Origin of the sequence: Paenibacillus sp. E222, from assembly GCF_013401555.1 — a bacterium.
Lineage (GTDB): Bacteria > Bacillota > Bacilli > Paenibacillales > Paenibacillaceae > Paenibacillus.
The window spans coordinates 4,054,398-4,080,433 of record NZ_CP058552.1; the positions used below are offsets into that span (position 1 = coordinate 4,054,398).

Below are 26,036 nucleotides of genomic sequence, written 5' to 3' on the forward strand. Positions count from 1 at the left end.
TGAAATAGCTGTTTAATGGTTTATTGAAATAACAAAAAGCACTGAACCCGGTTCAGTGCTTTTTGTTATTTATCAGTGTTTCTGATGTTATCCCTCATATGGTAAAAACCGCGTAGATTTTCCAGGTGTTATCATCCATTTTCTTGAGCCTATACAACCCGTCTAATGAAATGGTTTCTTCGTTTAGGTCCTTACCTGCATTGATGCTCGTTTTAATTTTGCCGCCATTCGCTTCCAATACGGCATATTGATTGGAGCGCTCCACAATGGAGAAAACAGGTTTGGAGATCCAATCAATATCCATCTGGCTTTGCTCATCCAGAGCGGATGTCAGATCTTCAAGTGAAGTGAGATTAAAGGAGAGCTGATAACCGGTGTAATATGTAGCATAGATATCAGACACTTGATTGTAGCTGTGTTCAGACATCGACGTAATCTCCTGTTCGGTTGCGTTGGAAGCCAGAGTAATCAGTTCAGTTGTATCAGGAAGCTGGGTTTGTTCCAAACGTAAAGCCCGCTCTAGCATGACAACCGATTGGGCGCGAGTGGCTTTCGCAAACGGTTGAAACGTGGTGGTCGTCATACCCGAAACGATCCCTGCTTGACTTGCTTTTGCAATGGCCGAGGCTGCGTAATAGTTGGGGACATCCTTAAAGGTTTTGGCAGAGCCTCCAAATTGGATGGAGCTGGAGAAAGTCCGTACAACCATAACGGCAATATCTCCGCGGGTGATAGGGAGATCTGGACCAAATTCAGTACTGGATATGCCTCCAACTACGCCAAGTGAACTAGCGATCCGGACCGCATCGGCATACCATTTGCCTGCGTTCACATCATTAAAGGCTTTCCCTTGAGCAGTGCTATGTAGCCCTGCCGCCTGTACAAGAATAGAAACAAATTCTGCACGGGTAATGGGATGATTGGGCTTGAGAGCCACTTCGCCAGTACTTAGGGGATACCCGTTTAGTAAATCAGCATTAACGAAGTTGTCAAGGGTATCGTATGCCCAGTGATCGTCAATGTCTGTTGGATAGTATAAGTCCAACGATTTGTAGGAATCGGCAGCAGCGGCCTTATTCCAAGGACAGGCTAGTAACACTAAAAGCATGGTTAAGTAAAATAGGGTGATACCTTTAAAATTTTGTCTCATCTAGGAAGTTCCTCCCGAATTTCTCAAATTTGCCGTTAATCATCATAACAGAGATCAAGAGATTGATCTAAAGGAAATCTTTACTACTAAATCGTGACGTGTATTTATCCTTGGCGAAGAAGTATGAAGAGTGCAACGTTATTCAACTTTTGTTGTTATATTAACTGACATATAATAGGTCGATTATGTGTTAATTTTGTATAAGAAGCATAAAAAGACTGAATCTATTTATATTTTGTAACAATTCCGCAACATGAATCATGGAACTTGAAGCAATTGTTTATATAATGTGAATTAACATAACATGATTTTTGCAGCGGTAAAGTGATTCTAAATTACAGGGGGCAGGTAGGGATGAGAGAAACCAAGAGAATGAGGATTTTTTCACTGGGAATTCAGCACGTATTGGCGATGTATGCCGGGGCCATTTTGGTTCCGCTGCTTGTGGGGAGGGCGCTAAACCTGACTGCAGAACAATTGGCGTACCTGGTATCGATTGACCTGTTAACCTGTGGTATCGCGACATGGCTTCAAGCACGTAAAGGGAAGCACTTGGGGATTGGCTTGCCAGCAGTTCTTGGAAGCTCATTTGTTGCTGTGACTCCCATGATTGCGATTGGATCACAATATGGAATTCCGGCCATTTACGGTTCCATCATAGCAGCAGGGATATTCATCGTAATATGTGCTGTCTTCTTTAGTAAAATCGTCAAACTGTTTCCTCCCGTCGTGATTGGAACAGTCGTAACCATTATTGGTCTGGCGTTGATTCCAACCGGCATCAAAAACATGGCAGGCGGAGCAAACAGCGAAAATTTCGGAAGTCTGGACAATCTGGCTCTCTCTTTCGGGGTGCTGCTCTTCATTCTGGTGCTGAATCGATATGCTCGCGGCTTTGTCAAATCCCTCGCAGTCCTCCTTGGTATTATTGTGGGTACCCTCGTCGCTGCCCTCATGGGGAAAGTGAATTTCAGCTCTGTACAGGAAGCCTCCTGGTTCCATTTGCCCCAGCCCTTTTATTTTGGATGGCCTACCTTCGAAATCGGTCCGATCATTACCATGATTATTGTCGGCACCGTTGTCATTATCGAATCTACAGGTGTGTTTATGGCCTTGAGCAAAATCTGTGATCAACCGATTAACGAAAAGGATTTGGCACGAGGATACCGCGCAGAAGGTCTGGCATTTGTACTTGGTGGTATCTTCAATGCTTTTCCGTATAACACATTTGCTCAGAATGTCGGTTTGGTTCAGCTCTCCAAAGTGAAAACGACCAATGTGGTTGTTGCAGCCGGAGGTATTCTGATTTTTCTTGGACTGATCCCCAAAGTTGCGGCATTCGCAACGATTATTCCCAGCGCGGTACTCGGCGGGGCAACGGTTGTTCTGTTCGGCATGGTAGTCTCATCCGGGATTAAAATGCTGCAACAGGTGGATTTCAGCAAGCAAACGAATCTGTTAATTGTTGCTTGTTCGGTATCGCTCGGCCTTGGCGTTACGGCTGTACCTGATCTGTTTGTCCAGCTGCCTCAAAGTATTCGCATTATTGTTAGTGATGGTATTATCACAGGTAGTCTGTGTGCCATCCTTCTCAATATCTTCTTTAACCTTGGATTAAAAAAAGAGAGTCTGCCCGTACAGCCTGTACAGGCTCAAGAAGCACATACGTAAAATTGTCTTGTTACCAGGTATGCGATCTGAATAAATGGAACAGACCCAAGATGGTATTCATTGAGGTGGAATGATCGGAATGACACCCCTCGCAGTGAACCTTTTGGGTCTTTATGTTGGGTAAACTGCAGAGTCCGTAGAGTAAAATCGGGTATTTTTATTCAACATACCCCGGAAGCTTTTCCCCTGTGATAAGTTCGAAAAGTTTGGCAGATTTCTTCTTAGTTAATTGAACATAAGTAGGCTTGCTTTCAATAATGATTTCAACTTGATCCTGATTAGGACTGATCCAGAGGCTATAGATGACACTTTTATCTGAGGAATCTGTGTTCTTTTTCTCGAAAAAGAATTTATAATCCGGAGGCCGTACCATATCCGCTATAGTATTGTTCGATGGGATAGAGGCGGTGATGTTCCTGATGGCTTGCACCTGTGCTGGATCGGTAATTTTTCTATACAGGGTGTATTGATTGGAGTTCTCAACCGGTTGTTGAACGATAACCTGATTTCCCTTTGATTGTATGTTGTCCGCTGAACACCCGGTAAGGCACATAAATAAAAGCGTCACACAGCCAATCACATAGATATATTTTCTCAATCTGATCCCCCCTTGAAACTTAAACGGTGCCTGGGGTATGAAAGTTACAGCAGGATGAATGCAAAAGGGATATAAATATGCTAAAGTTTCATCATGAACATGCTACATGTTCTTCCCGTTGAATTTCCATGCGACTACATAAATGAGCATTGGTTCACAAGGCTAAAATAAAACGAAGAGATATCCTGATATCGCTTGGTTACAGAAAAGGAGTTGTGATTACCATGCAACAAGAAACGTTGAAAAAAGGCTGGCACTTTGACAATAGTTATGGACGTTTGCCACAGACCTTTTTTACAAATCAGGGTGCGGTACCTGTTCAATCACCAAAATTGATCATCTTCAATACATTGCTTGCAGCCAGCCTGGGGCTGAATGTTGAGGCACTGAACACTGATGAAGTAGCGGAGGTGTTTGCAGGAAACCTGATTCCGGAAGGTGCCGAGCCTCTGGCTCAGGCCTATGCAGGTCATCAGTTCGGCAATTTTAACATGCTTGGTGATGGACGGGCTTTGCTGCTGGGAGAACAGATCACGCCACAAGGCGAGCGAGTGGACATCCAGCTGAAAGGTTCGGGAAGAACCCCATATTCTCGTGGAGGCGATGGACGTGCTGCCGTTGGACCCATGCTGCGAGAGTATATTATTAGTGAAGCGATGTATGCACTGGGGATTCCAACAACGCGAAGTTTGGCGGTTGTGTCTACTGGAGAAAACATTACACGTGAAACAGAGCGCCCTGGTGCAATCCTGACACGAGTAGCTTCAAGTCATTTGCGTGTAGCAACCTTCCAATACGCAGCCAGATGGGGATCAATTGATGAGCTCAGAGCATTGGCGGACTATACACTGAAACGGCACTTTCCCGATGTTGCCGAAGCCGACAATCGCTATCTGCAGCTGCTTCAGGAAGTCATCCAGCGGCAGGCTTCACTTATTGCTAAGTGGCAGCAGGTTGGTTTCATTCATGGCGTAATGAATACGGATAATATGGCCATCAGTGGTGAAACCATCGATTATGGGCCGTGTGCATTTATGGATGCCTACAATCCAGCGACAGTATTTAGCTCCATTGACACGCAAGGTCGATATGCTTATGGAAATCAACCGTATATTGGCGGCTGGAATCTGGCTCGATTTGCCGAGACGCTACTGCCACTGCTGCATGAGGATGAAGATCAGGCTGTACAAATCGCCCAGGATGCCATTGCACAATTCTCTGAATTGTATCATCACCACTGGCTCTCGGGAATGCGGAGCAAACTGGGCTTGTTTAATGAAGAGGCTGAGGATGAAGTGCTAATCAGGGATCTTCTTGAATTGATGGAGAAGCATACTGCAGATTACACAAATACGTTTCTCGCACTAACCTTTGATACGCTTAACGGATCTCCCTTGTTCGACACTTCAGAGTTTGCAGAATGGAATGAGCGTCGCCAGGCAAGATTGGGCAGACAACAGGAAGGGAAAGAAGAATCGCAGCAATTGATGAAGTCTAACAACCCTGCGGTGATTCCTCGTAATCATCGGGTGGAAGAAGCACTGGACCGAGCAGAGAATCACGGGGATCTTAGTGTGATGGAGAAACTTCTTGCAGTTCTTTCCAACCCGTTTGCACATTCTACCGAACAGGCTGAGTACGCGGAACTGCCTACGCAGTGCGATACCTCCTACCGGACTTTTTGTGGAACCTGATTGAAAAATTGTTATGAAGAGGCTGCCATTGGCAGCTTTTTCATTATCATGTCGAAAGGAGATTTTATGTCCAACATACGAAGCAAACCAGAGATTGCAAAAACTCTTTTTCAGTTGCTTGAGCGCACATCCTTCCGCAGGCAGGAGATGGAGAACTATGTTAACCGCTTGTTTGAGAGCCATAAATGGGAAGGTGTTCCATATGTAGAGAGTGAAAAGAATGCATATATAGTTCGTATATACGAGCGTGGCATGGTCATGTTGGAAAAAAGAATGAAACAGACAGAAGAAGTAATCTACTGGCTGCTGGAGGATATCATTTTTACGGCAGCGCATGTGGAATTGCTGAAACGATATGGTGTGGATAATAAACAGACACACTTGAATTACACAAACGCAGTGACGCAAGAATTGACCCAAAGTGTTGAGAAGGCTTTCCAACAGCTCGGTGATCCTTACTTGTATTGGCATCAGACGGGTAAACGGCATGATCTGGAGAGGCTGGAACCAAGAAAAGAGAGGTGATTGACGTGAGTGAACAGGATATTAATGATGTGTGGTATGAATATGCGTTAACCTTTGTGGGGAAAAAGAATGAATCCGCTCAGGGCTGGGCTGCGTTAACAACGAATGAACAGGAAATTGCTGCTTTATGGCTGCTAGAGGTGGATGTCTTTAACGGTGGTTTTGTTCAATTTTTCTGCAACTGGGGAGAAGAGGCGTACCTTTATGCGTTGCGGGCATTACATACGATTGGTGCGACTCAAGTGTTGGATATCATTAAGTCAGCATACGGCTGCATTGAGCATTTGGAAGAGGATGAAAGACTTACCGGACTGTGGGATATTCCTAAGTTTCTAACATCAGAGGAGGAACACCAGCTGGATACGCTGGATCAGCAATTTTGGAATAATGAAGATCAGATTGCAGAAAAGGCATATGCATATTATCACAGGAAGTTGAACATGATGTCTTTATAAGTTAGGCATAGGCGCTCATCTGTTGCTCTATCTAAAGTTTAAATACTTGGTCTTGCAATGATATTAACGTTCGGCTATACTGGCTATAAATTGAATACATGAATTACGTTGATAGAGCGCAGTAGCGGCTTTGTCCCTGTTACAGAAAGTCAGGGGTTGATGGAACCTGATACATACAAGGGCTGCGAATTACACTCTGGAGTACTTGGGTAATGCCAAGCGGAATGGCAAACGATATTTTGCTGAAAGCGGTATGGACAGCGTGTGAGTTGTTGTCTGTGCAAGTTGGGTGGTACCACGGTTATGATAATCGTCCCTATGTCTATTGAAGACAAGGCGGCGATTTTTTTGTGTCCAAAAAAGGCTCACCTGGCTTAGCTCCTTGTGAATTCACGTTTAACGTAGATCATGGCCTAATACCATTGCATAGAGAAGGGGTTGTTTGTTTTGAATATTATTGATGAACTGGAATGGCGTGACGCCATTAATCAACAGACGGATGCGGAGGGTCTGCGTGAGCTGACCGAGACGACGTCGGTTTCATTGTACTGCGGGGTTGACCCTACAGGAGACAGCATGCATATCGGACATTTGATCCCGTTCATGATGCTGAAACGTTTCCAACTTGCTGGGCACCGTCCAGTGATTCTAATTGGTGGGGCAACAGGAACCATTGGTGATCCAAGTGGTCGTCAATCGGAACGTTCCCTGCAAACGTTGGAAGAGGTACAGGCCAATGTGGATGCTCTGACTGCACAAATGAAAAAGCTCTTTGTAACGGATGGCGACAATCAGGTACGTATGGTCAATAACTACGACTGGACACACAAAATCAATGTAATTGAATTTTTGCGTGACTACGGTAAAAACTTTAATCTCAACACGATGCTGGCTAAAGATGTAGTTGCGAGCAGACTGGAAGACGGAATTTCGTTTACCGAGTTCTCCTACCAGATTCTCCAATCGCTCGATTACCTGCACCTGTTCCAACATGAGGGTGTACAGCTGCAAATCGGTGGTTCCGATCAATGGGGCAACATTACAAGCGGTCTGGACCTGATCCGTAAAAAAGAAGGGCCAGAAGCTAAAGCTTACGGTCTGACGATCCCGCTTATGCTCAAATCCGACGGTACGAAATTCGGTAAATCTGCAGGCGGTTCCATCTGGCTGGATGCGAATAAAACGACTCCATTCGAATTCTACCAGTTCTGGGCGAACACGGATGACCGTGATGTAATTAAATACCTGAAGTACTTCACGTTCCTAAGCAAAGAAGAGATTGAAGCTTTGGCTGAAAAGGTAGAAGCGGAGCCGCACAAGCGTGAAGCACAAAAGGCACTCGCTGAAGAAATGACGAAATTTGTTCACGGCGACGATATGCTGGAGCAGGCGAAACGCATTACCGCAGCACTCTTCAGCGGAGATATTCGTTCCCTTACAGCCGACGAAATCGAGCAGGGATTCAAAGAAATGCCGACCTTCGAAACCGATGGTGAAGCGAAAAATATTGTAGATTGGCTCGTGGATCTTGGCCTGGAACCATCCAAACGTCAGGCGCGTGAGGATGTCACCAAAGGGGCTATCTCCATGAATGGTGAGAAAGTGACGGAGCTGGAATTCACGGTCTCTGCAGAGCACGCAATCGGCGGTAAATTCATCATTATCCGCAAAGGCAAGAAAAACTACAGTCTGGTGAAATTGAAATAGCCACAGGATTGTAGTATGAATCTTGGGAAGGTAATAGCGAAGGCATTATCTTCCCAAACAACACCAAAAAAGGACCGTCCCCAATCATGTCATTGACATCATGGAGACGGCCCTTTTTATATGCCATCCGCAAATGGCTTATTCATTTATTGATTCACAATCGCTGTGATCTCTTCATCCAGATCCAGTCTTACATTCTCACGGTAAGCCCGAATGTCGTATTCACTGTGCAGGTAGCGCAGGATCGCTTCGATCATGTTGGATTCGACCAGATACTGACTGCGGCCTTGAATCCAGACTTCAGCGGAATATCCCGTATCTTCTTCCCAGCTCAGTTCCACATTGACATCGGTTGGGCGAACACCCTTGCGTTCAGCCATGTGAATACAGATCGCGTTGACAATTTCATCCATACTCAGAACCATAGAGATTAGTACCGTCCGTTTCTGTTACGGTCATCATCATCACGATCATTACGGCGGTCATAACGACCATCTGCTGCTGGTTTACGGCGATTCGTAATGGCTCTGAACAGGGCCATTGCCAGCATTACGATCAGCATGATTGCAGCTACGTTTACGAGCAATCCAAGAATGTTACCCAGAGCGCCCATGCCACCGAACAATCCGCCGAACATCATACCAGCAAGACCACCCAGCATCATACCTTTCATGAATCCACCGCCACCACCGAAGAATCCGCCACGGTTCGTTGTAGCTGCTCCATTGCTGGAGTTGTTATTCGTATTCGATTTACTCACATTACTGTTGGAATCGGATTTCTTAGGTGTGTTGGTATAACTTTTGGTTCCCGATTTGAAACCGCCACCACGTCTAGCGTCAGCAGAATCCGGATTCGCGACTCCGACTGTTGCAAACAGCAATGTAAAGGCCATGAAAACCATCATGAGATGTTTAATTCCGAATTTTTTCTTCATTGTAAAGATCGAACCCCCCGATAAATTTGTTTGATTACCCCAAAAATGGGCCTTACTCAAGTAATACGGTCAACTTGCAGGAACGTTTCAAATTTTGTTTATTTTTCTGAAATACTTGGACAAGGGTCCTGAATTGCCGCTTGACCATCCAGTAGCTGGGTTACCCAGTTACACCATTCGATACCCGTTTGTGCGTTCATCAACCCTTTTTGTACCAGAATGTAACTTCCGAATTCCCGACTGCCTACTCGCAAATGATCCTGAGGGATTCGGGACTTCAAATCTTCGAAATAACGGATGCGTTCCATGAACCAGTTTTTGCGCTCATTCAAAATGCGTCTCATGCTTCCGTCTTCCGCAATGCCTACACATAAAATGCGCAGATTGAACTCGTCGCGCGTAACTGGAGCGGTAACGGGAGTGGTCATCCATCCCAGCAGTTTTTCAATACCTTTCTCCGTGACTGCATACATTTTCTTGTCTGGTTTGTCAGACTGTTGTACCCAGCGGGAGGCTAAAAGCTCATCGTTTTCCATTTTGGAGAGGAGGGGATAGATCTGACTGTGTTTAGCCTGCCAATGCGGCTGGATCTTCAGCATTAGATCATAACCTGATGACTCCTCGCGGGTAAGAAGCCCGAGCAATCCGTAGGAAAGTATGTTCATGCACATGTCTCCTTAATATTAGGGCTGGGCCAGCGAAAACAAAGCAAATTGTTCTCATTGACCGCTTTCATAAAAGTGTACACTGAAACTGTATGGTTTGACAACCTGACAGAACAACTGCCTCAATTTAGACAAAAAAAGAGTGCGGACCCTGAGGTCCGCACCCAAAACCATTTAGAGAGATGTCTGTTGCCCGTACCCATCTGCGACAAGATCAAGTTCACCCGTGTAGGAGTCGATGACCATGCCGTGAACGGGTACAGTAGGTGGAAGCAATGGATGTTTCTTAATCACTTCCACAGTATGTTTTACCCCCTCTTCAACGCTGTCAAACCCGCGTAGCCACTTTTGTAAACGTATGCCCGAGTTCTCCAGTGTGCTCATGACTTCCTCGGATACACCCCGTTCAACCATATGTCCAATCATAGTCTCTGCATGCAGGGAAGCCATACCGCATTCCGTATGTCCAACAACCAGTACTTCATCGGCACCAAGCTCATAGATGGCAACGAGAACACTACGCATAACAGACCCGAAAGGTTGAGAGATGATTGCGCCAGCGTTTTTGATGATTTTCACATCGCCATTTTTCAGGTTCATGGCCTTGGGCAGCATTTCCACCAGACGGGTATCCATACAAGTGATGATGACCATCTTTTTGGTTGGGAATTTGCCAGCCGTATACTTTTCGTATTCTTTAGTCTCGACAAATGATTTGTTGTAAGCCAGAATCTCTTGAATGTTGTTCATGTCCATTGCCTCCTGTTATCCAATACGATGAGCACGGCCACTTGCATTAAATGCAGCTTGTCCTACGCCCTTTGGTTTTTTATTATACCACGGTCAACAAATTGCATTATTCCTCGGTTTGGAGGAATAATGCAATTTGTATCTGTTAAAAGTTGATTATACGCAATGCAAAAAGTATCATCAATAGGGAAACCAACATTTTTTGAAGAGGTGGACGTTAACCATGGAACAACAAACACAGCAACAGCTGGAATCCTTCCGTAATCTGGCTCGCAAAATTAAGAGTTATCATGAAGCCATTGGTTTGCTTCACTGGGATCTGCGCACAGGTGCGCCCAAAAAAGGTGTCCCGACACGTTCGGAAACACTTGGCATGCTGTCGACCGAAGCATTCAAACTGCAAACCTCAGCTGACATGAAATCCTACCTGGATACATTAACAAGTCCAGCGGTGCTGGAACAGCTGGAAGATATCGATCGCCGTCAGGTGGAAGATTGCCAGAAAGAATATAATCGCAGTCAGTCCGTACCACCGGAAAAAGTACAAGCGTATACCGTACTTACCGCCAAATCGGAAACGGCTTGGGAAGATGCCAAGCATAATAGCGATTTTGCAGGTTTCTCGCCCTACCTTACCGATATTGTGAAGCTCAAACAAGAGTTCATTGACTACTGGGGTGTGAAAGATACTCGTTATGATACCCTTCTTGACATGTATGAGCCAGAACTGACGGTAGAAAAGGTGGATGCAGTATTTGCCCGTCTCAAAGCCCGCTTGGTGCCTCTGCAAGAGAAGATCAATGCGTCGGCCAACAAACCGGAGACAGAGTTCTTGAACCAGCTGTTTGACAAGGATCAACAGGAGAAATTCAGTTTGTTTATTCTGGGACAAATGGGTTACGATTTTGAAGCCGGCAGACTCGATGAGAGTGTTCACCCGTTCGCAACGGGCCTGAATCCAGGAGATGTGCGGATCACGACAAACTATTTGCAGGATGATGTGACGAGTGCGGTCTTCAGTTCACTACACGAAGGCGGACACGCCCTGTATGAGCAAAATATTGACGACAGCCTGGCTGGTACTCTTCTTGCCGAAGGAACGTCCATGGGAATCCACGAATCCCAGTCGCGTCTTTGGGAAAATATGATTGGCCGCAGTCTTCCATTCTGGACGCGCTATTATAAAGATCTGCAACAGCACTTCCCTCAATTAAACGAGGTTGAGTTAGAAGATTTTTATCGGGCAATTAACCGGGTTGAAAGCTCTCTGATCCGGATTGAGGCAGATGAGCTGACGTACAATCTGCACATCATCATTCGTTATGAAATTGAGAAAATGCTGTTTAACGAAGGCCTGGAAGTTAAGGACCTGCCGGAGACCTGGAATGCAAAATACAAGGAATATCTTGGCGTTGTGCCGCCGAATGATGGTCTGGGTGTGCTTCAGGATGTGCACTGGTCGGGTGGTGACTTTGGTTACTTTGCTTCTTACTCGCTCGGCAACATGTATGCTGCACAGATTCTACATACACTGCGCAAAGAAATGCCGGAGTTCGATGCCCATATTGCTGAAGGTAACCTGATTCCAATCAAGGAATGGTTGACTGACAAAATTTATCGTTATGGCAAAAGCCGCACTCCTTCCGAACTGATTGTGGCCGTAACGGGTGAAGAGTTGAATCCGGACTATTTGGCCGATTATCTGGAAGCGAAATATACCGAGATTTACAAGCTGTAGTACAGCTATAACATCATCATCTAACTCTTGAAGAGCGGGGCGTCTTTGCCCGGCTCTTCTTTTGCATGCAAGTTCTTAACCTTTTGCTGGGCATCAGCATATCCATAGTAGAGAAAACAGCTGAAACCAGTGAAGGAGGGAAATATCATGAAATACACGCCCTGGTTCATCCGGGCCATCGTCATTTTGCTCATTATCATCGTAGCTCTCACCAGCTGCAATAGAGATAAGGATGAAACCAAAATTACGATTGGTGAGGTCACACGTTCTGTGTTTTACGCGCCTGAGTATGTGGCCGTGGCCCAAGGTTTTTTTAAGGAACAGGGGCTTGAAGTGGACATTCAGACGACGGCTGGCGGAGACAAAACGATGGCTGCATTGCTTGCAGGCTCAGTAGATATCGCACTGGTCGGAGCAGAGACGTCTATTTATGTCTATCAACAAGGCGCAGAAGATCCGGTCATTAACTTTGCCCAACTTACACAGACGGACGGAACGTTCCTGTTTGCCCGCAATCCCGAAGGCGACTTCAATTGGGATCAATTGAAACAGAGTACATTCCTTGGACAAAGAAAAGGCGGTATGCCTCAAATGGCAGGCGAATTCACGCTGAAAAAACATGGCATTGATCCGCAGAAAGATCTGGAACTGATTCAAAATGTGGATTTTGCCAACATCGCTTCTGCATTTGCTTCAGGTACGGGGGATTATGTACAGCTGTTTGAACCTCAGGCGTCCATTTTTGAGAAAGAGGGCCGCGGCAAGGTTGTAGCCTCGTTTGGAACGGAAAGTGGTCATCTGCCTTATACGGTCTTCATGACCAAACAAAGTTATATCAACGACAACAAAGACATTGTACAGAAGTTCACTAACGGCTTGCACAAAGCACAAGCATGGGTGGATTCCCACACCGCTGAAGAGATTGCTGAAGTCATCAAACCTTATTTCAAAGATATCGATCCAGCCATTCTGGTAAGCAGTGTGAACCGTTACAAGGAACAGGGCACCTATGCAACCGATCCAATCATTGATGAAGACGAATGGAATAACTTGCTGGACGTCATGAGTGCTGCGGGAGAATTGAAACAGCGTGTGGATTCTCAATCGATTGTGGATAATTCCTATGCAGAACAAGCAGCATCAGCGAAGTAACCAGGTATTCAGGAAAGGACGTGAGCATGTATGCCTGAATCCGAAACGGTGATCAGACTGGAAGGAATTTCGCAAGTTTATGTCAGCGAGCGTGAAGCATCACTGGTTATCGAAAATTTGAATCTTCAGGTCGAGCAAGGAGAGTTCGTTAGTCTTGTCGGCCCAAGCGGATGTGGTAAAACGACATTGCTGTCGATCATCGCCGGGCTGCTCACACCGACCGCAGGCGAGGTCAAGGTTAAAGGGAAACGCATCGAAGGTCCGTCTGCCCAGATCGGCTATATGCTGCAACAGGATTATCTGTTTCCATGGCGCACCATTTTGGATAATGCCCTGATCGGACTTGAACTGACAGGTACGCTCAATGAACAGAGTCGTGAGCGCACACGTGAGCTGCTGGCAGGTATGGGTCTGGCTGGCACCGAAGCCCAGTATCCTTCCGAGTTATCCGGGGGCATGAGGCAACGGGTGGCTTTGGTACGTACACTGGCTACGGACCCGGGAATACTGTTGCTGGATGAACCCTTTTCCGCACTCGATTATCAAACCAAGCTGCAGCTGGAGGATCTGGTCTCGGACACATTGAAGAAATCCGGCAAAACCTCGGTGCTTGTTACCCATGATCTGTCGGAAGCTATTGCCGTCAGTGACCGCGTCATCGTGCTTGATCGCAATCCGGGGCGCATTCGGAAGCAGTTTATCATTCCCGAAGATCTGCGGAACGCACAGCCTTTTCACGCGAGGGAGCAGCCAGGGTTCAATGAGCTGTTCCAGGCGTTATGGAGTGAACTGGATCAGTCCGGAGGAGGTGAGAAGAACGGGTGAATCAGACGAACCAGAAGCAGGAGATGCGTGATGATTGGATGAGACAGCTGCACCAAAGTCATATTCAACAGGTTGCCAGATGGCGACATAAAGTGCTGGCGGTGCAGCTGTCCATGCTGGTGTTTATGTTTTTGCTGTGGGAACTGGCGGGAAGGTTGCGCTGGATTGATGTGCTTTTGTTCAGTTATCCGAGCAAAATTTTCAATCAGATCTGGAAGGACATCGTCAGTGGAGAACTATGGGCGCATGTTGGGGTAACCGTTGGGGAAACGGCAGTCGGCTTTTTGCTGGGGACACTCGTCGGAACACTGCTTGCGGTTCTGATCTGGTGGTCTCCTTTTTTGTCCAAAGTGCTTGATCCCTATATGGTTGTGTTCAACAGCATGCCCAAAGTAGCGCTGGGTCCAATCTTTATCGTTATGTTTGGTGCAGGATTTACGGCCATTGTCATGACGACGTTATCCATTACAGTCATTATTACTACACTTGTCGTGTATAACAGCTTTAATGAAGTAGATCAGAACTATATTAAGGTTATCCGTACGTTTGGTGGCGATCGCTCCGAGATTTTCAGCAAAGTCGTATTGCCCGCTTCGTTTCCTGCCATTGTCTCTACCTTAAAAGTAAACGTGGGCATGGCCTGGGTCGGTGTGATTGTGGGTGAATTTCTGGTCGCCAAGCAGGGATTGGGCTATCTGATCATTTATGGATTTCAAGTGTTCAACTTTACCCTTGTTTTATCGAGCTTGTTGATTATTGCGGCTGTAGCCACAGCGATGTACCAACTCGTTGTATATGTAGAACGAAAGCTGCTGGCAGGACGCAGGTAATTCTGCACAGCATGTGTGTGCAAAATAGAACGCTTCATGATATGTATACAATTTCACAAGAGGTGTCACGTTGCCGGAACCCGTAAAATCAAGTACCATACTAATACGAATATTCCGCGCAGTCCGGAATGAATGCGACGATTGGAGAAGAGGGCCCAGAGGCTTCTGTCGCATCAAACAAATTGCCAGCGTCCCTCATCCGGGGCGCGTTATTGAGACCGACATGCATATGCGTGTCGGTTGATGTCGTTTATGAGTGTAGAAGCGAATTGCGATATGCGGTTGTTTCGAAATGATTCTTTTGATTAGATAAGAAATGGTTTTTGGCAGGATGTGTAATACTAAGGATATGAGATATGACGATACACGCTGTCAGGCATTGGACAAGCGCTCACCTGGATAGGTATGGCTCGCTGGCTTTGACATTTTTGCAGCTTAGAGGAGAGGGAGTTAGATGGGTTTTAGGGTAATTAAAACCGCAATAGCCGCGCTGATGGCCGTGCTGATTGCGGACTGGTGCGGCTTGCCCGGACCAACATCGGCGGGCTTGTTAGCCATACTCGGCGTTGATGTGACACGAAAAAGAAGTATTCGCACCATATCTGCGAGATTTTTCGCTTCCGTAGTGGGGCTTTTATTTGCAAGTGTACTTTTTCACTTTCTTGGCTTCCATTATTGGGTGCTGGCGGTCTACATACTGATTGCATTCCCGGTTATCGTTCGGGCCGGATTCAAGGAAGGCATTGTGACGGGTTCTGTCGTGGTGTTCCGGGTATTTAGCGGCGGTGAAATGGACGTACAGGTGGTTTTGATCCAAATTGGGCTGCTGTTGATTGGTCTCGGTTCCGCGATGGTTGTCAATCTGGCCTATATGCCGGCTGCGGACCCGCAGATGCTGCGTATTCGCAAAAGAATTGATGAATTATTCTCGGTTATCTTCAAGGAGTTTGCAGCCACGCTGCGCAATCCAAACGAAGTATGGGCAGGAAAAGAGCTTATTGAAGCCGACAAGGCTGTACTGGGCGGCATTGAAGCGGCCAAACGTTCATTGGAGAATCAGGTCATCCACCCGAATGAGGGATGGAGTGTTTACTTTTATATGCGCAAAACGCAATTGGATTCCATCCAGCATATGATGCATCTGGTATCCCAGATCTATCAGAAGATGCCGCACGCCGAAATGGTATCGGAGCTGTTCGACCAGCTCAGTCAGGATGTGCTCACTGAATCTTACACTGGACGTACAGAAAAACTTCTCGCAGATGTGCAAGAAGAATTCAAGCAAATGGAATTGCCGGATACAAGGGAAGAATTCGAGATTCGTTCCGCGATTCTCCAGCTGTGCCGGGAACTCGCGCTGTATCTGAAAATAGCCAAGAAGGACAAAGCACCGTCTCCGGTATCGGACCGGTCCCAATCTACAAATGAATAATAGAAAATAGTTGTCACCCTAGACGGATGCCCTGCATACACTTGTAAAGAATGATTGTATGGAGGAGGTTTAAAGATGTCATTGAGTCATAAACATCAATGTAGAGAGATCATCACGAAGGCGATCTGCGGCAAAGGTCGTAAGTTCTCTACCGTAACACATACCGTGACTCCGCCACATGGTCCGACCAGTATTTTGGGGGCTTGGATTATCAACCACCAATATGAAGCCGTATCAGCGGGGGACGGAATTGAAGTTATTGGTACTTACGATATCAACATTTGGTATTCCTATGACAAAAATTCACAGACGGATGTAGCCAAAGAAACGGTGTCGTATGTAGAACATGTGCCTTTGTCCTATCTGGACCCGAAACACCGGGCCGCCACTGTGGAGGTATCTGCGGATGCAACGCAGGAACCAAGCTGTGTGGAAGCCACGGTGTCGGCAGGTGGAGGCAGCGTAATTATCCGGGTGGAACGGGAATTCGCTGTTGAACTGGTCGCCGAGACCAAAGTTTGTGTGAAAGTGTGCACGGATGGCTGTGGAGATTACGAAGACAAGGATTATGACTACGGCAGTGGTGATGGAGATTATGATGATCTCGATCCCGACCTGCTTGACGATGAGCTGTAAGCTCAGCGATCCGGATTCATAAACTTAAGGTATTATATGCGCCGCGAGCGGCAGTGAAGAGGGCGTAAGCCCTCTTTTTTCATTTTGGGCGACAATTGGGAGGAGGGACAGGATGAATGTGATCGATGAGGCCGAGGAGGCGGTGCGCCGATATGAACGCATGCTCCCTCGTGAACGGGCAGATCGACTGAAACGATCCGGAATTGAAGTACTGGCATCGCAGGGCAGGCGTGACCGGGAGTTGGGTCTGCGTGTACGTTACGATGTGGAGATATGCTGTCTGCAAGCGATTCGCATCAAACGTAGGGACACCAGTGGCATGGGGGGAGCGCAAGAACGTGTGCTGGATCGTGAAGCGGCATCAACGTTATTCAAACGCATTGAACGGCTGGCCATCAAAGCATTGTATACGGTTGGACTGGATCACGGCGCTGTAAGACTGGAAGCGTCAGGAAAGAGCGGTTGTGCTGTCATCTCGATTGACCCAAGGCCATGGAAGGGCATGACGGATCTCTCTGCCATGTACCGTGCAGGCTGGGAACAGCTTCAGACCGAACTGGATGAAGAGCGGCTTCGTAATGCAGCCCCCATCCTTGGAATGGACCCTGAATTCCTGCTTGTGCAGATGCCAGAATCCAAAATCGTGCCCGCCTCCAGATTTCTCGAACGAACAGGTGTAGCTGGTTGTGACTCCGTAACGATCAATGGACGACGAATATATCCTGTAGCCGAACTGCGACCTGCCCCCAGCTCCGAGCCGCGTGAATTGTTGGCTCATCTGATGAGAGCTTTTGTGGCCGCATCGCGCAGTATTAGTGATCACTCGCTAATCTGGCAGGCAGGGGGAATGCCCCAGCGCGGCTTGCCACTCGGCGGACATATTCATTTCAGTGGCGTTACACTAAACGGGGAGCTGCTGCGTGCACTTGACAATTATCTGGCGCTGCCGCTTGCCGTTCTTCAGGACCCACGAGGTTCGGGCAGGCGTCCACGTTATGGGGTATTGGGTGATTTTCGACTGAAATCTTACGGTGGATTCGAATACCGCACGTTACCTAGTTTTCTGGTATCTCCTCTGGTTGCCAAAGGTGTTGTTGCTCTGGCTGGTCTTATCGCGAGAGGCTACCATCAGCTGAGTCAACGACCTTTGTCGAAGGCTGCAATTCATACTGCCTTTTATGAAGGAAACCGTGAAGTAATGCAGGCGCATATTCCGGCATTACTGGATGATCTGACGCAAATGGATGGTTATAACCGCTATGAACGCTACGCCGCTCCATTAATTAGCCAGCTAAGACTGGGCAGGACGTGGGATGAGAGTCGGGATATACGCAAACTCTGGAATATTCGAGCAGGTTCATGAAGAGTGGGCACTTTTTTGGTATAATGAGAAATAAGTTGATTTTGATCATCGTTACGGAAGAAATGGAACAGCAACCTGTGAGGGAAGCGGCAGATGCCGAAACATGAGGCGGTGGCACGAATAAGTTGCCTGACCGCCTTATTGCTCCTTCCGGGACTGCTTTCTCTTCCTGACAACATTGGAACGGATGGAGGATACTCATGGCTCAGTATACGCCAATGATTCAACAATATTTGCAAGTGAAGGCCGAAGCGCAGGACGCTTTTCTTTTTTTTAGATTAGGTGATTTCTATGAAATGTTCTTTGAAGATGCAGTTAATGCTTCTCGTGAGCTAGAAATTACATTAACAGCACGCGCAGGTGGGGGAGAAGACAAAATCCCGATGTGCGGTGTGCCTTATCATTCGGCTGACAATTACATACAGCGCTTGATTGAAAAAGGATACAAAGTAGCCATCTGCGAGCAGATGGAAGATCCGACAGTAACCAAAGGCATGGTACGGCGAGAAATTGTACGAGTTATAACACCCGGAACGGTAATGGAAGGCAAGACCTTGGGGGATAAGTCCAATAACTATATGGTTTGCCTGACAGGGAACCAGAACACCATTGCACTGGCTGCCTGTGACTTGTCCACAGGGGAGCTCTACGTCACCTCTGTTCCATACTCGCAAGAGTGGCTTAAGGATGAGATCGGGATCTACGAACCTTCGGAGCTGGTGGGTGATGCTGCGTTGCTGGATACGGTGGCTGTCCAGTCATCTCCAATTGGTCGGCCTGTAGTATACACACCATGGACGAAGAGTAAGGAAGATTTGGTGCGTCAGCAATTCGGCGAAGCGGTATGGGCACGTTTGGAGCCTGAACGTCAAGCCTGTATAGCGCGGCTGTTCTCCTATTTAAGTGAGACACAGAAACGTTCACTTGGACAATTGACACAGGTTTCAACGTATGAGCCGGATCACTTTATGATTCTGGACCCCTTCACTCGGCGTAACCTGGAACTGGTGGAAACCGTACGTGAACGTTCGAAAAAAGGTTCACTGCTCTGGCTCCTGGATCGCACAGAGACGTCCATGGGTGCCCGGATGCTGCGCCGTTGGGTGGATAAACCCTTGCTGCAAAAAGGCAAAATTAATGAACGTCTGGAAGCGGTAGATACGCTGTATAACCAGTTTATATTGCGGGAAGATCTGCGTGCAGAACTCAAAGACATCTACGATCTGGAACGCCTGGTGGGGCGGATTGCCTTCGGTAACGCCAACGGTCGGGATCTGAATGCACTGAAGATGTCACTGGACAAAATTCCAGGGCTACGTCAATATTGTGCAGATTCGCCTTCCAAGACGCTGCAGCACATTGCTGGCATTATGGATGATTGCAGTGATCTGCGAGATGCAATCGGTCAGGCTATCGTTGATGAACCGCCTGTATCTGTGCGTGATGGCGGCTTAATTCGTGAAGGGTACCACGAGCGGCTGGATGAGCTCCGGGAAGCCTCGGTGAATGGTAAGCAGTGGATTGCTGAACTGGAAGCCAGAGAGCGTGAAGCGACTGGCATTCGCTCGCTGAAAATCGGTTACAACAAAGTATTTGGGTACTATATTGAAATTACCAAGTCGAACCTGGCTTCTCTGCCAGAAGGCCGTTACGAACGGAAACAAACGCTTGCGAATGCTGAGCGTTATATTACACCGGAACTGAAAGAAAAAGAGACGCTGATTCTGGAAGCTCAGGACAAGATGGTCGATATTGAGTACGGCTTGTTCGCGGAATTACGGGAACGGCTCAATCAGGAGATCGCCAGGCTGCAGAAGCTGGCTGAGCTGGTCGCGGAGATTGATGTGTATCAATCCTTTGCCGTCATCAGTGCAGAACGCAATTTCGTACGGCCTACATTGACCGATGGTTACGATCTGGTCGTGGAGCAGGGGCGCCATCCGGTGGTTGAAGCAGTGATGCGAGATGGAGCTTTCATTGCCAACAATACTGCGATGCAGAAGGAAGAGGCGCGCATTCTGCTGATTACCGGTCCGAATATGGCGGGGAAAAGTACGTATATGCGGCAGGTGGCGCTGATTTCGATTCTGGCGCAGATCGGCTGTTTCGTGCCAGCTGGGCAAGCTGAAGTGCCGATTATGGATCGTATTTTTACACGGATTGGTGCGGCAGACGATCTCATCGGCGGACAAAGTACGTTTATGGTGGAGATGGCCGACATTCAGGTCATGACGGACAAAGCAACACCACGCAGTCTGATTATTATTGATGAATTGGGTCGGGGAACGTCTACCAGTGAGGGAATGGCGATTGCCCAGTCTGTCATCGAATATGTGCATGATATCATTGGGTGCAAAGCGCTTGTATCAACCCATTTCCATGAGCTTGCTCATCTGGAAGAGAGTTTGGACAAGCTGGCGAATTACTCCATGGCCGTTCAGGAGAGTGGGGACAAGGTTAATTTCCTGCGTAAATTGATCGCCGGGGCTGCCAGCAGCAGCTACGGAATCTATTGCGCACGGCTTGCAGGTCTGCCGGACAGCATCATTGAGCGGGCGAATGGCTTGTTACACGGTTTCGAACATGCGGCCGCTCAGGTTGCGGTTGGAAGTGAATTTGCCGGGAAGGACAAGCAGCAACGTGATGACCATGATCAGCGCGTGGAGTTCCAGCCGACAGATCATTCCTCATTAATCCGTGAAGGTGAGTCTGCGGAAACTGTTGAATTGGCTGTTGCAACTGAAGCTCCAGAACAGAAACAACAGGACAAAAAACAAATTGGGAAGCAGCAGTCAGTCTCCAAACATGCTGATGTGGTTCAACTGTCCATCTTTGGGGATGAAGAGCCAAGTGTAACTCCGAAAACGGAGGTTGTTGCCCTTGACAAGCCTGCCCGGGAGTTTATTCGTAATATGAAGGATATTGATGTAATGAACATGACGCCACTTCAGGCGATGCAAATACTGAATGATCTCAAATTAAAGGCACAGCAATTATCCTGAGTATAGGGGAGGGGAAATCCTGTGGAGAAAATTCATGTGCTTGATGAACATATTGCCAACCAGATTGCGGCAGGTGAGGTGGTCGAACGGCCAGCTTCAGTCGTTAAGGAGCTGCTCGAAAACTCGGTGGATGCAGGCGCCTCCAAAATTGATGTTACGGTGGAAGAGGGCGGACTGCTCCGTATTCGGGTCAAAGACAATGGTTCCGGTATCGAACCGGAGGATATGGAAAAGGCCTTCTATCGTCATGCAACCAGTAAAATAGCTCATGGCCGCGATCTGTTCCAGATCACAAGTCTTGGATTCAGGGGAGAGGCCTTGGCGAGTATTGCCGCTGTCTCCAAGGTGGAAGTGTTATCGGCCAGCGGGAATGACGGGCGAGGGCGCCGAATCGTGATTGAGGGCGGTAAACTTCTCTCACATGAGGATGAAACCTCACCCCAAGGCACGGACTTTGAGGTAAAAGAACTATTTTTCAATACGCCAGCTAGGCTTAAATATATGAAAACGATCCAGACTGAGTTGGGGCATATCTCGGATGTTCTCTATCGCATGGCGATGTCTCATCCGAATATCTCGTTCACGCTGCGACATAATGAAAATACGCTGCTTCAGACGCTGGGCAATGGGGATCTGCTGCAAGTGGTTGCGGCAATCTACGGTACAAGTGCCGCCAAAGCGATGCTCCCCATTCAGGGAGAGAGTCTGGACTATCATGTGAGTGGGCTGATCAGTTTGCCGGAATGGACTCGTGCGAATCGTGGCGGCATGTCGACCATTGTAAATGGACGATTTATTCGAAATTATGGGCTCAACCAGGCTATTTTGAAGGCGTATCATACGCTGCTGCCCATTAATCGGTTCCCGCTTGTCGTGGTGCAATTGGAAATGCATCCGTCCCTGGTTGATGTGAACGTGCATCCGGCGAAGCTGGAGGTTCGTTTCAGCAAGGAAGCGGAGCTGTACGAGTTTGTGGAAACGACACTGCGTGGAATCTTGCGGAAGGAAGTGCTCATTCCACAGGTAACCAAGCAGCAAATCAGACGTGGAGATAACAGTTCCTTTATCCAGGAACAATTTCTGTTCCCCAGAGGTCCTCTAAAGGACGAAACAGAATCCGCGGGGTATGGGCAACAGGGTCCATTAGGGATAACTGCTGGCCTCGATAAAACGACTTCAGAGGACGATGATCTGGATGCTCCGGCTGATGTGCAATCACTTTCTGATGGAAAAGGTGAGGGCCAGATGCTGCCTTTGCCTGAAGCTCCACCCGAGATACCACCAGCCTATGATCCATTTGGGATGTTAAGCGGGGACCCAGGCTCTAATGATGTTCTGAAGCAAAATTATAGTCCTGACGAAAATTCCCATAGTGATCCAGCTTCTGCTGTGGGTGGAAATACCGGTGCTGCTACAGATCGTGCTGCGCAAGATGCCATACCTTCAACTGAGGATAAGGGGATATCGACTTCACACGCTCAGGCTTCTACGTATCGTTCCAATTCGGTGAATTCTCCGGTCAGAGAAGGACGTTCATCGTATAATCCATCTGCGGTGGCTGCAAAAGGAGAGCGAAGCTGGAAGGCTCCAAATTTACCGGATTCGGCAAGGTTGGCATCCGCCGTTAAGTCGGATGCTTCTATGCCTGCGTTTCCCGAACTAAGCCTGATTGGGCAGCATCACGGGACGTACTTGATTGCACAAAATCAAGATGGTCTATATCTGATTGATCAGCATGCGGCTCATGAACGGGTGAATTATGAGTATTACTACGAGCAGTTTGGCAATCCGGCTCAGGCTTCGCAGGAGCTGCTGCTGCCCATTACACTGGAGTTCACACCATCCGAGACCGAAAAGCTCAAAACAAGACTGGCTTGGTTCGAGCAGGCGGGTGTGTACTTGGAACATTTCGGTGGGCAAACTTTCCGGGTCCGTTCCCATCCGTTCTGGTTCCCCAAGGGGGACGAGAAAGACATTATTGAAGAGATGTCAGAATGGGTGCTGAGTGAACGTAGTATTGATGTTGCCAAGATGCGAGAAGCGGCGTCTATTATGTGCTCTTGCAAGGCTTCTATTAAAGCCAATCAGAAATTGACGGATCAGGAGGCGGAAGTGTTGATTCAACGCCTGGGTTCCTGCCGTCAACCGTATACTTGTCCACATGGGAGACCGATTGTGGTGTCATTTTCAACCTATGATCTGGAGAAATTGTTCAAACGGGTCATGTAGCTATTTAGGAGGAAGTTATGTATATTACAACCGGTGAAAAGGAAGCAGGCCACCTTGTGGAACGTGCACGAAACCTGGCGGAAACAACAGGAGGGACCTATGTACCGCGCAAAAAAATGTCTTTACCTGCACTGACTGCACATTATGGGATAGATGAAATTGTAGTTGTGCTTCAGGGCAAAGTTCGTTTATTTCGTCCGGATTCACCGCTGCTTGAGTTTCACCCCAGTATGGGATTTGTTCGGGCCAAACGTGTGTTAAATGGAGAAGCTGATCCGATGCTGGACGCAGGGGCGATCCTGGAAGGGGATACCGTTATCGATTGTACAGCAGGATTGGGCACCGATGCACTGGTATTCTCGGTTGCTGTAGGCAAAAGCGGTCGGGTCATCGCCTGTGAAAGCTCACTCCCACTGTACACCTTATTGGTAGAAGGCATGTCTCAATACGAGAGCATTAAGCCTGCGGTAAACGAAGCTTTCCGGCGTATTGAGCTGCGGCATGCGAATCATCTCGATTTGCTGCGTTCCTTGCCAGACCGAAGCTGTGACACGGTATATTTCGATCCGATGTTTCGTGAACCAATGCTTGATTCAAGCGCCATACAGCCTTTGCGAGATTATGCAAATCCAAGTGCACTGGATGAACAGAGTATTATTGAAGCGAAACGAGTTGCCCGCAAGCGGGTAGTGATGAAAGAGAAGCGCGGCAGCGCAGAGTTTACGAGACTCGGTTTTGAAGTGCACGACCGGGGCAATGCAAAAACACTGTACGGAGTGATTAATGTTGAAAGCGGAAGTTAAACCGAAGCTGCTTGTGCTGGTCGGACCAACAGCAGTAGGCAAAACGAGAATGAGTATTGAGCTTGCACAGGCGTTCAATTGCGAGATTATTTCGGGGGATTCCATGCAAGTATATCGCGAAATGGATATCGGGACAGCCAAAATTACTCGCGATGAAATGAAGGGTGTGCCCCATCACCTCATCGACATCCATGAACCGGAATACCCCTATTCCGTGGCGGAATTTCAGGAAAGCTGTACACGTCTGATTGGGGAAATCCATGAGCGCGGCAAGTTGCCTTTTATTGTTGGTGGTACGGGTCTGTATGTGGAATCGGTATGTTATGGCTTTCAATTCTCGGACAGCGGCTCGGATGAAGCGTTCCGGGATGAACAGTTTCGTTATGCAGAGCAACATGGCCCGCAGGCGTTACATGATAAGCTGAGGGTCATTGATCCGGTTAGTGCAGAACGACTGCATCCGAATGACCAGCGCCGAATTGTTCGTGCACTGGAGATCTATCACCTTACTGGTGAGAAGTTGTCCGAGCAGCTGGCTTCCCAGAAAAAAGAGTCTCCATATGACCTGCTTATTGTGGGTTTGACCATGGATCGTCAGAAGCTGTATGCCCGCGTGGAAGAGCGAATTGATCTTATGATCGAGCAGGGTCTGGTAGATGAGGTCAAGTCCTTACTGGAGCGCGGCGTAGCGAGAGGGCATATCTCCATGCAGGGGCTCGGTTATAAGGAAATTGCGGCTTATCTTCAGGGTGAAGTAAGCTGGGATGCTGCGGTGGAGTGGCTGAAAAGGGATACGCGTCGTTTTGCCAAGCGGCAATTGTCCTGGTTCCGTCATATGAAGGACATCGAATGGGTGGATATGACGGAAACCGAAGATTTTGCAGGGAATTATGCCGAAGTATGTGAGATGATCAAACGCAAGTTTGACTGAATATAGAAGGTGGAATTTGCCATCTTTTTAGGACTTTAGAACCTCTATCTTTTAGCAATAAAAGGTAGAGGTTTTTACTTTTTTATATAAAACAATGTCAATATATGAGGAAATAATCGGAGATCTATACAAATTTAAACAAAGAAACTCATTGTGAAAAAATAACATAAATATTAAAATGTATTCAAATGACAGGCTAATTGATTTTGATTCTAAGCTAAAGTGGGAAGGGGGAAGATTTTATGAGTGCAGAACCGAGCGGAGTGGCAAGTTTATATCTCTTTTTCTCAGGGTTATTTGGAATTGGCTTTGCCATTGGAGGTCTTATCGCCTTAATTTGGTTAATTATCGTTCTAATCAATACCAATACATACCTGAAACTCTTAATCAATGATAGAAAAAATCGGAAAAATATTACGTTATTCAGAGAAAAAGAGAAACCGTATACAGATCCGGAAAATTAGAAGGGAATCGTGGGGAAAGGTAGAATTTGTCCCTCTTTTGCAATTCTGACAAGCGGTGTATAATGGATAAGTCCTCTAGTTGCAAGCGAAGCTCAGGCATAGGTGCAAAATAGCAGGCAAGGGGTTTTTGTGGATTATATGAATCCGTTCATGATATAATAGCACGAAAGCTACTCAGCGATATTGAATATTACTTAATCACGAATTCAAATGAACCAATGGGGGTACGGCTAATGAACAAGTCCATCAACATCCAAGATACGTTCTTGAACCAACTGCGGAAAGAAAACATTCCAGCTACGGTCTATCTGACCAATGGCTTTCAAATCCGCGGAACGATCAAGGCATTTGACAATTTTACGATCGTCATTGACAGCGACGGACGCCAGCAAATGGTCTACAAGCACGCCATCTCCACGTTCACGCCGCAACGCAGCGTATCGCTGATGCAGCAAGATAATAGCGGCGAAGCTTAAAAA

At 47.3% G+C, this 26,036-nt stretch carries 24 protein-coding genes and 1 other annotated feature; of the genes, 18 read left to right on the forward strand and 6 right to left on the reverse strand.

Annotated features, from left to right (window positions below):
• Positions 1 to 94: 94 nt before the first annotated feature.
• Complete coding sequence (locus tag HW560_RS18350; RefSeq protein WP_179264195.1) at positions 95 to 1,150, reverse strand: S-layer homology domain-containing protein; 1,056 nt, start codon at positions 1,148 to 1,150, stop codon at positions 95 to 97.
• 354 nt (positions 1,151 to 1,504) lie between these two features.
• Here HW560_RS18350 and HW560_RS18355 point away from each other — a divergent pair, with 354 nt between their 5' ends.
• A complete protein-coding gene (locus tag HW560_RS18355) occupies positions 1,505 to 2,821 on the forward strand; it encodes a nucleobase:cation symporter-2 family protein (RefSeq protein WP_179264197.1) in 1,317 nt (438 codons plus the stop codon).
• A gap of 157 nt (positions 2,822 to 2,978) precedes the next feature.
• On the opposite strand, the gene HW560_RS18360 is transcribed toward HW560_RS18355, so the two are convergent.
• Positions 2,979 to 3,419, reverse strand: a complete 441-nt coding sequence (locus tag HW560_RS18360; RefSeq protein ID WP_179264200.1) for a YhfM domain-containing protein — start codon at positions 3,417 to 3,419, stop codon at positions 2,979 to 2,981.
• A 224-nt stretch (positions 3,420 to 3,643) separates the two neighbouring features.
• Between HW560_RS18360 and HW560_RS18365 the strand changes: the two genes are divergently transcribed.
• The 4 genes from HW560_RS18365 to tyrS all read left to right on the forward strand — a co-directional run bounded on the left by HW560_RS18365 (position 3,644) and on the right by tyrS (position 7,800).
• Complete coding sequence (locus HW560_RS18365) at positions 3,644 to 5,113, forward strand: protein adenylyltransferase SelO (RefSeq protein ID WP_090900150.1); 1,470 nt, start codon at positions 3,644 to 3,646, stop codon at positions 5,111 to 5,113.
• Between the two features lie 66 nt (positions 5,114 to 5,179).
• Positions 5,180 to 5,638, forward strand: a complete 459-nt coding sequence (locus HW560_RS18370; RefSeq protein WP_179264201.1) for an Imm63 family immunity protein — start codon at positions 5,180 to 5,182, stop codon at positions 5,636 to 5,638.
• Positions 5,639 to 5,643: 5 nt separating this feature from the next.
• On the forward strand, positions 5,644 to 6,093 hold the full coding sequence (locus HW560_RS18375; RefSeq protein ID WP_179264203.1) for a DMP19 family protein: 450 nt from the start codon (positions 5,644 to 5,646) through the stop codon (positions 6,091 to 6,093).
• A gap of 99 nt (positions 6,094 to 6,192) precedes the next feature.
• Positions 6,193 to 6,414: a binding site (T-box leader), on the forward strand.
• A gap of 126 nt (positions 6,415 to 6,540) precedes the next feature.
• A complete protein-coding gene (tyrS, locus tag HW560_RS18380) occupies positions 6,541 to 7,800 on the forward strand; it encodes a tyrosine--tRNA ligase (RefSeq protein ID WP_090900141.1) in 1,260 nt (419 codons plus the stop codon).
• Positions 7,801 to 7,946: 146 nt separating this feature from the next.
• On the opposite strand, the gene HW560_RS18385 is transcribed toward tyrS, so the two are convergent.
• The 4 genes from HW560_RS18385 to HW560_RS18400 form a co-directional block, all read right to left on the reverse strand.
• On the reverse strand, positions 7,947 to 8,225 hold the full coding sequence (locus HW560_RS18385; RefSeq protein WP_024630486.1) for a YxcD family protein: 279 nt from the start codon (positions 8,223 to 8,225) through the stop codon (positions 7,947 to 7,949).
• A gap of 5 nt (positions 8,226 to 8,230) precedes the next feature.
• Complete coding sequence (locus tag HW560_RS18390; RefSeq protein WP_090900138.1) at positions 8,231 to 8,737, reverse strand: hypothetical protein; 507 nt, start codon at positions 8,735 to 8,737, stop codon at positions 8,231 to 8,233.
• Positions 8,738 to 8,835: 98 nt separating this feature from the next.
• Positions 8,836 to 9,402 (reverse strand): PadR family transcriptional regulator, encoded by a 567-nt coding sequence (locus tag HW560_RS18395; RefSeq protein ID WP_090900135.1) that lies wholly within the window; start codon positions 9,400 to 9,402, stop codon positions 8,836 to 8,838.
• A 174-nt stretch (positions 9,403 to 9,576) separates the two neighbouring features.
• The gene (locus tag HW560_RS18400; protein WP_090900131.1) at positions 9,577 to 10,152 is read right to left on the reverse strand and encodes a beta-class carbonic anhydrase; all 576 of its coding nucleotides are present in this window, start codon (positions 10,150 to 10,152) and stop codon (positions 9,577 to 9,579) included.
• 223 nt (positions 10,153 to 10,375) lie between these two features.
• On the opposite strand from HW560_RS18400, the gene HW560_RS18405 reads away from it, so the two are divergent.
• From HW560_RS18405 to hfq, 13 genes are all read left to right on the forward strand, one after another.
• Positions 10,376 to 11,890: a carboxypeptidase M32 gene (locus HW560_RS18405; RefSeq protein ID WP_090900128.1), complete on the forward strand. Its 1,515-nt coding sequence runs from the start codon at positions 10,376 to 10,378 to the stop codon at positions 11,888 to 11,890.
• 147 nt (positions 11,891 to 12,037) lie between these two features.
• Complete coding sequence (locus tag HW560_RS18410; RefSeq protein ID WP_090900125.1) at positions 12,038 to 13,042, forward strand: ABC transporter substrate-binding protein; 1,005 nt, start codon at positions 12,038 to 12,040, stop codon at positions 13,040 to 13,042.
• 30 nt (positions 13,043 to 13,072) lie between these two features.
• The gene (locus HW560_RS18415) at positions 13,073 to 13,867 is read left to right on the forward strand and encodes an ABC transporter ATP-binding protein (RefSeq protein ID WP_090900123.1); all 795 of its coding nucleotides are present in this window, start codon (positions 13,073 to 13,075) and stop codon (positions 13,865 to 13,867) included.
• 38 nt (positions 13,868 to 13,905) lie between these two features.
• Positions 13,906 to 14,697, forward strand: a complete 792-nt coding sequence (locus HW560_RS18420) for an ABC transporter permease (RefSeq protein ID WP_371121628.1) — start codon at positions 13,906 to 13,908, stop codon at positions 14,695 to 14,697.
• Positions 14,698 to 15,151: 454 nt separating this feature from the next.
• Positions 15,152 to 16,129, forward strand: a complete 978-nt coding sequence (locus tag HW560_RS18425) for an aromatic acid exporter family protein (RefSeq protein WP_090900120.1) — start codon at positions 15,152 to 15,154, stop codon at positions 16,127 to 16,129.
• 75 nt (positions 16,130 to 16,204) lie between these two features.
• A complete protein-coding gene (locus tag HW560_RS18430; RefSeq protein WP_076289080.1) occupies positions 16,205 to 16,765 on the forward strand; it encodes an outer spore coat protein CotE in 561 nt (186 codons plus the stop codon).
• A 112-nt stretch (positions 16,766 to 16,877) separates the two neighbouring features.
• Positions 16,878 to 18,128 carry a putative amidoligase domain-containing protein gene (locus HW560_RS18435; protein ID WP_257031362.1) on the forward strand — a complete coding sequence of 417 codons (1,251 nt, stop codon included), beginning with the start codon at positions 16,878 to 16,880 and terminating at the stop codon, positions 18,126 to 18,128.
• A 200-nt stretch (positions 18,129 to 18,328) separates the two neighbouring features.
• Positions 18,329 to 21,130: a DNA mismatch repair protein MutS gene (gene mutS, locus HW560_RS18440; RefSeq protein WP_090900117.1), complete on the forward strand. Its 2,802-nt coding sequence runs from the start codon at positions 18,329 to 18,331 to the stop codon at positions 21,128 to 21,130.
• Between the two features lie 21 nt (positions 21,131 to 21,151).
• On the forward strand, positions 21,152 to 23,359 hold the full coding sequence (gene mutL, locus HW560_RS18445; protein ID WP_179264205.1) for a DNA mismatch repair endonuclease MutL: 2,208 nt from the start codon (positions 21,152 to 21,154) through the stop codon (positions 23,357 to 23,359).
• 17 nt (positions 23,360 to 23,376) lie between these two features.
• Positions 23,377 to 24,162: a class I SAM-dependent methyltransferase gene (locus HW560_RS18450; protein ID WP_076289083.1), complete on the forward strand. Its 786-nt coding sequence runs from the start codon at positions 23,377 to 23,379 to the stop codon at positions 24,160 to 24,162.
• A complete protein-coding gene (gene miaA, locus HW560_RS18455; protein WP_373565003.1) occupies positions 24,146 to 25,093 on the forward strand; it encodes a tRNA (adenosine(37)-N6)-dimethylallyltransferase MiaA in 948 nt (315 codons plus the stop codon). Before HW560_RS18450 ends, miaA begins: the two co-directional genes overlap by 17 nt.
• A 242-nt stretch (positions 25,094 to 25,335) precedes the next feature.
• Complete coding sequence (locus tag HW560_RS18460; protein ID WP_109998341.1) at positions 25,336 to 25,557, forward strand: hypothetical protein; 222 nt, start codon at positions 25,336 to 25,338, stop codon at positions 25,555 to 25,557.
• Positions 25,558 to 25,790: 233 nt separating this feature from the next.
• Positions 25,791 to 26,033 (forward strand): RNA chaperone Hfq, encoded by a 243-nt coding sequence (gene hfq / locus HW560_RS18465; RefSeq protein WP_017687918.1) that lies wholly within the window; start codon positions 25,791 to 25,793, stop codon positions 26,031 to 26,033.
• Positions 26,034 to 26,036 lie beyond the last annotated feature (3 nt).

Coding starts and splice junctions, on each gene's coding strand:
- HW560_RS18350 (WP_179264195.1), bottom strand. CDS start 1,150: ATGAGACAAAATTTTAAAGGTATCACCCTATTTTACTTAACCATGCTT.
- HW560_RS18355 (WP_179264197.1), top strand. CDS start 1,505: ATGAGAGAAACCAAGAGAATGAGGATTTTTTCACTGGGAATTCAGCAC.
- HW560_RS18365 (WP_090900150.1), top strand. CDS start 3,644: ATGCAACAAGAAACGTTGAAAAAAGGCTGGCACTTTGACAATAGTTAT.
- HW560_RS18370 (WP_179264201.1), top strand. CDS start 5,180: ATGTCCAACATACGAAGCAAACCAGAGATTGCAAAAACTCTTTTTCAG.
- HW560_RS18385 (WP_024630486.1), bottom strand. CDS start 8,225: ATGGTTCTGAGTATGGATGAAATTGTCAACGCGATCTGTATTCACATG.
- HW560_RS18390 (WP_090900138.1), bottom strand. CDS start 8,737: ATGAAGAAAAAATTCGGAATTAAACATCTCATGATGGTTTTCATGGCC.
- HW560_RS18395 (WP_090900135.1), bottom strand. CDS start 9,402: ATGAACATACTTTCCTACGGATTGCTCGGGCTTCTTACCCGCGAGGAG.
- HW560_RS18400 (WP_090900131.1), bottom strand. CDS start 10,152: ATGAACAACATTCAAGAGATTCTGGCTTACAACAAATCATTTGTCGAG.
- HW560_RS18405 (WP_090900128.1), top strand. CDS start 10,376: ATGGAACAACAAACACAGCAACAGCTGGAATCCTTCCGTAATCTGGCT.
- HW560_RS18410 (WP_090900125.1), top strand. CDS start 12,038: ATGAAATACACGCCCTGGTTCATCCGGGCCATCGTCATTTTGCTCATT.
- HW560_RS18415 (WP_090900123.1), top strand. CDS start 13,073: ATGCCTGAATCCGAAACGGTGATCAGACTGGAAGGAATTTCGCAAGTT.
- HW560_RS18420 (WP_371121628.1), top strand. CDS start 13,906: ATGAGACAGCTGCACCAAAGTCATATTCAACAGGTTGCCAGATGGCGA.
- HW560_RS18425 (WP_090900120.1), top strand. CDS start 15,152: ATGGGTTTTAGGGTAATTAAAACCGCAATAGCCGCGCTGATGGCCGTG.
- HW560_RS18430 (WP_076289080.1), top strand. CDS start 16,205: ATGTCATTGAGTCATAAACATCAATGTAGAGAGATCATCACGAAGGCG.
- HW560_RS18435 (WP_257031362.1), top strand. CDS start 16,878: ATGAATGTGATCGATGAGGCCGAGGAGGCGGTGCGCCGATATGAACGC.
- mutS (WP_090900117.1), top strand. CDS start 18,329: ATGGCTCAGTATACGCCAATGATTCAACAATATTTGCAAGTGAAGGCC.
- HW560_RS18450 (WP_076289083.1), top strand. CDS start 23,377: ATGTATATTACAACCGGTGAAAAGGAAGCAGGCCACCTTGTGGAACGT.
- HW560_RS18460 (WP_109998341.1), top strand. CDS start 25,336: ATGAGTGCAGAACCGAGCGGAGTGGCAAGTTTATATCTCTTTTTCTCA.
- hfq (WP_017687918.1), top strand. CDS start 25,791: ATGAACAAGTCCATCAACATCCAAGATACGTTCTTGAACCAACTGCGG.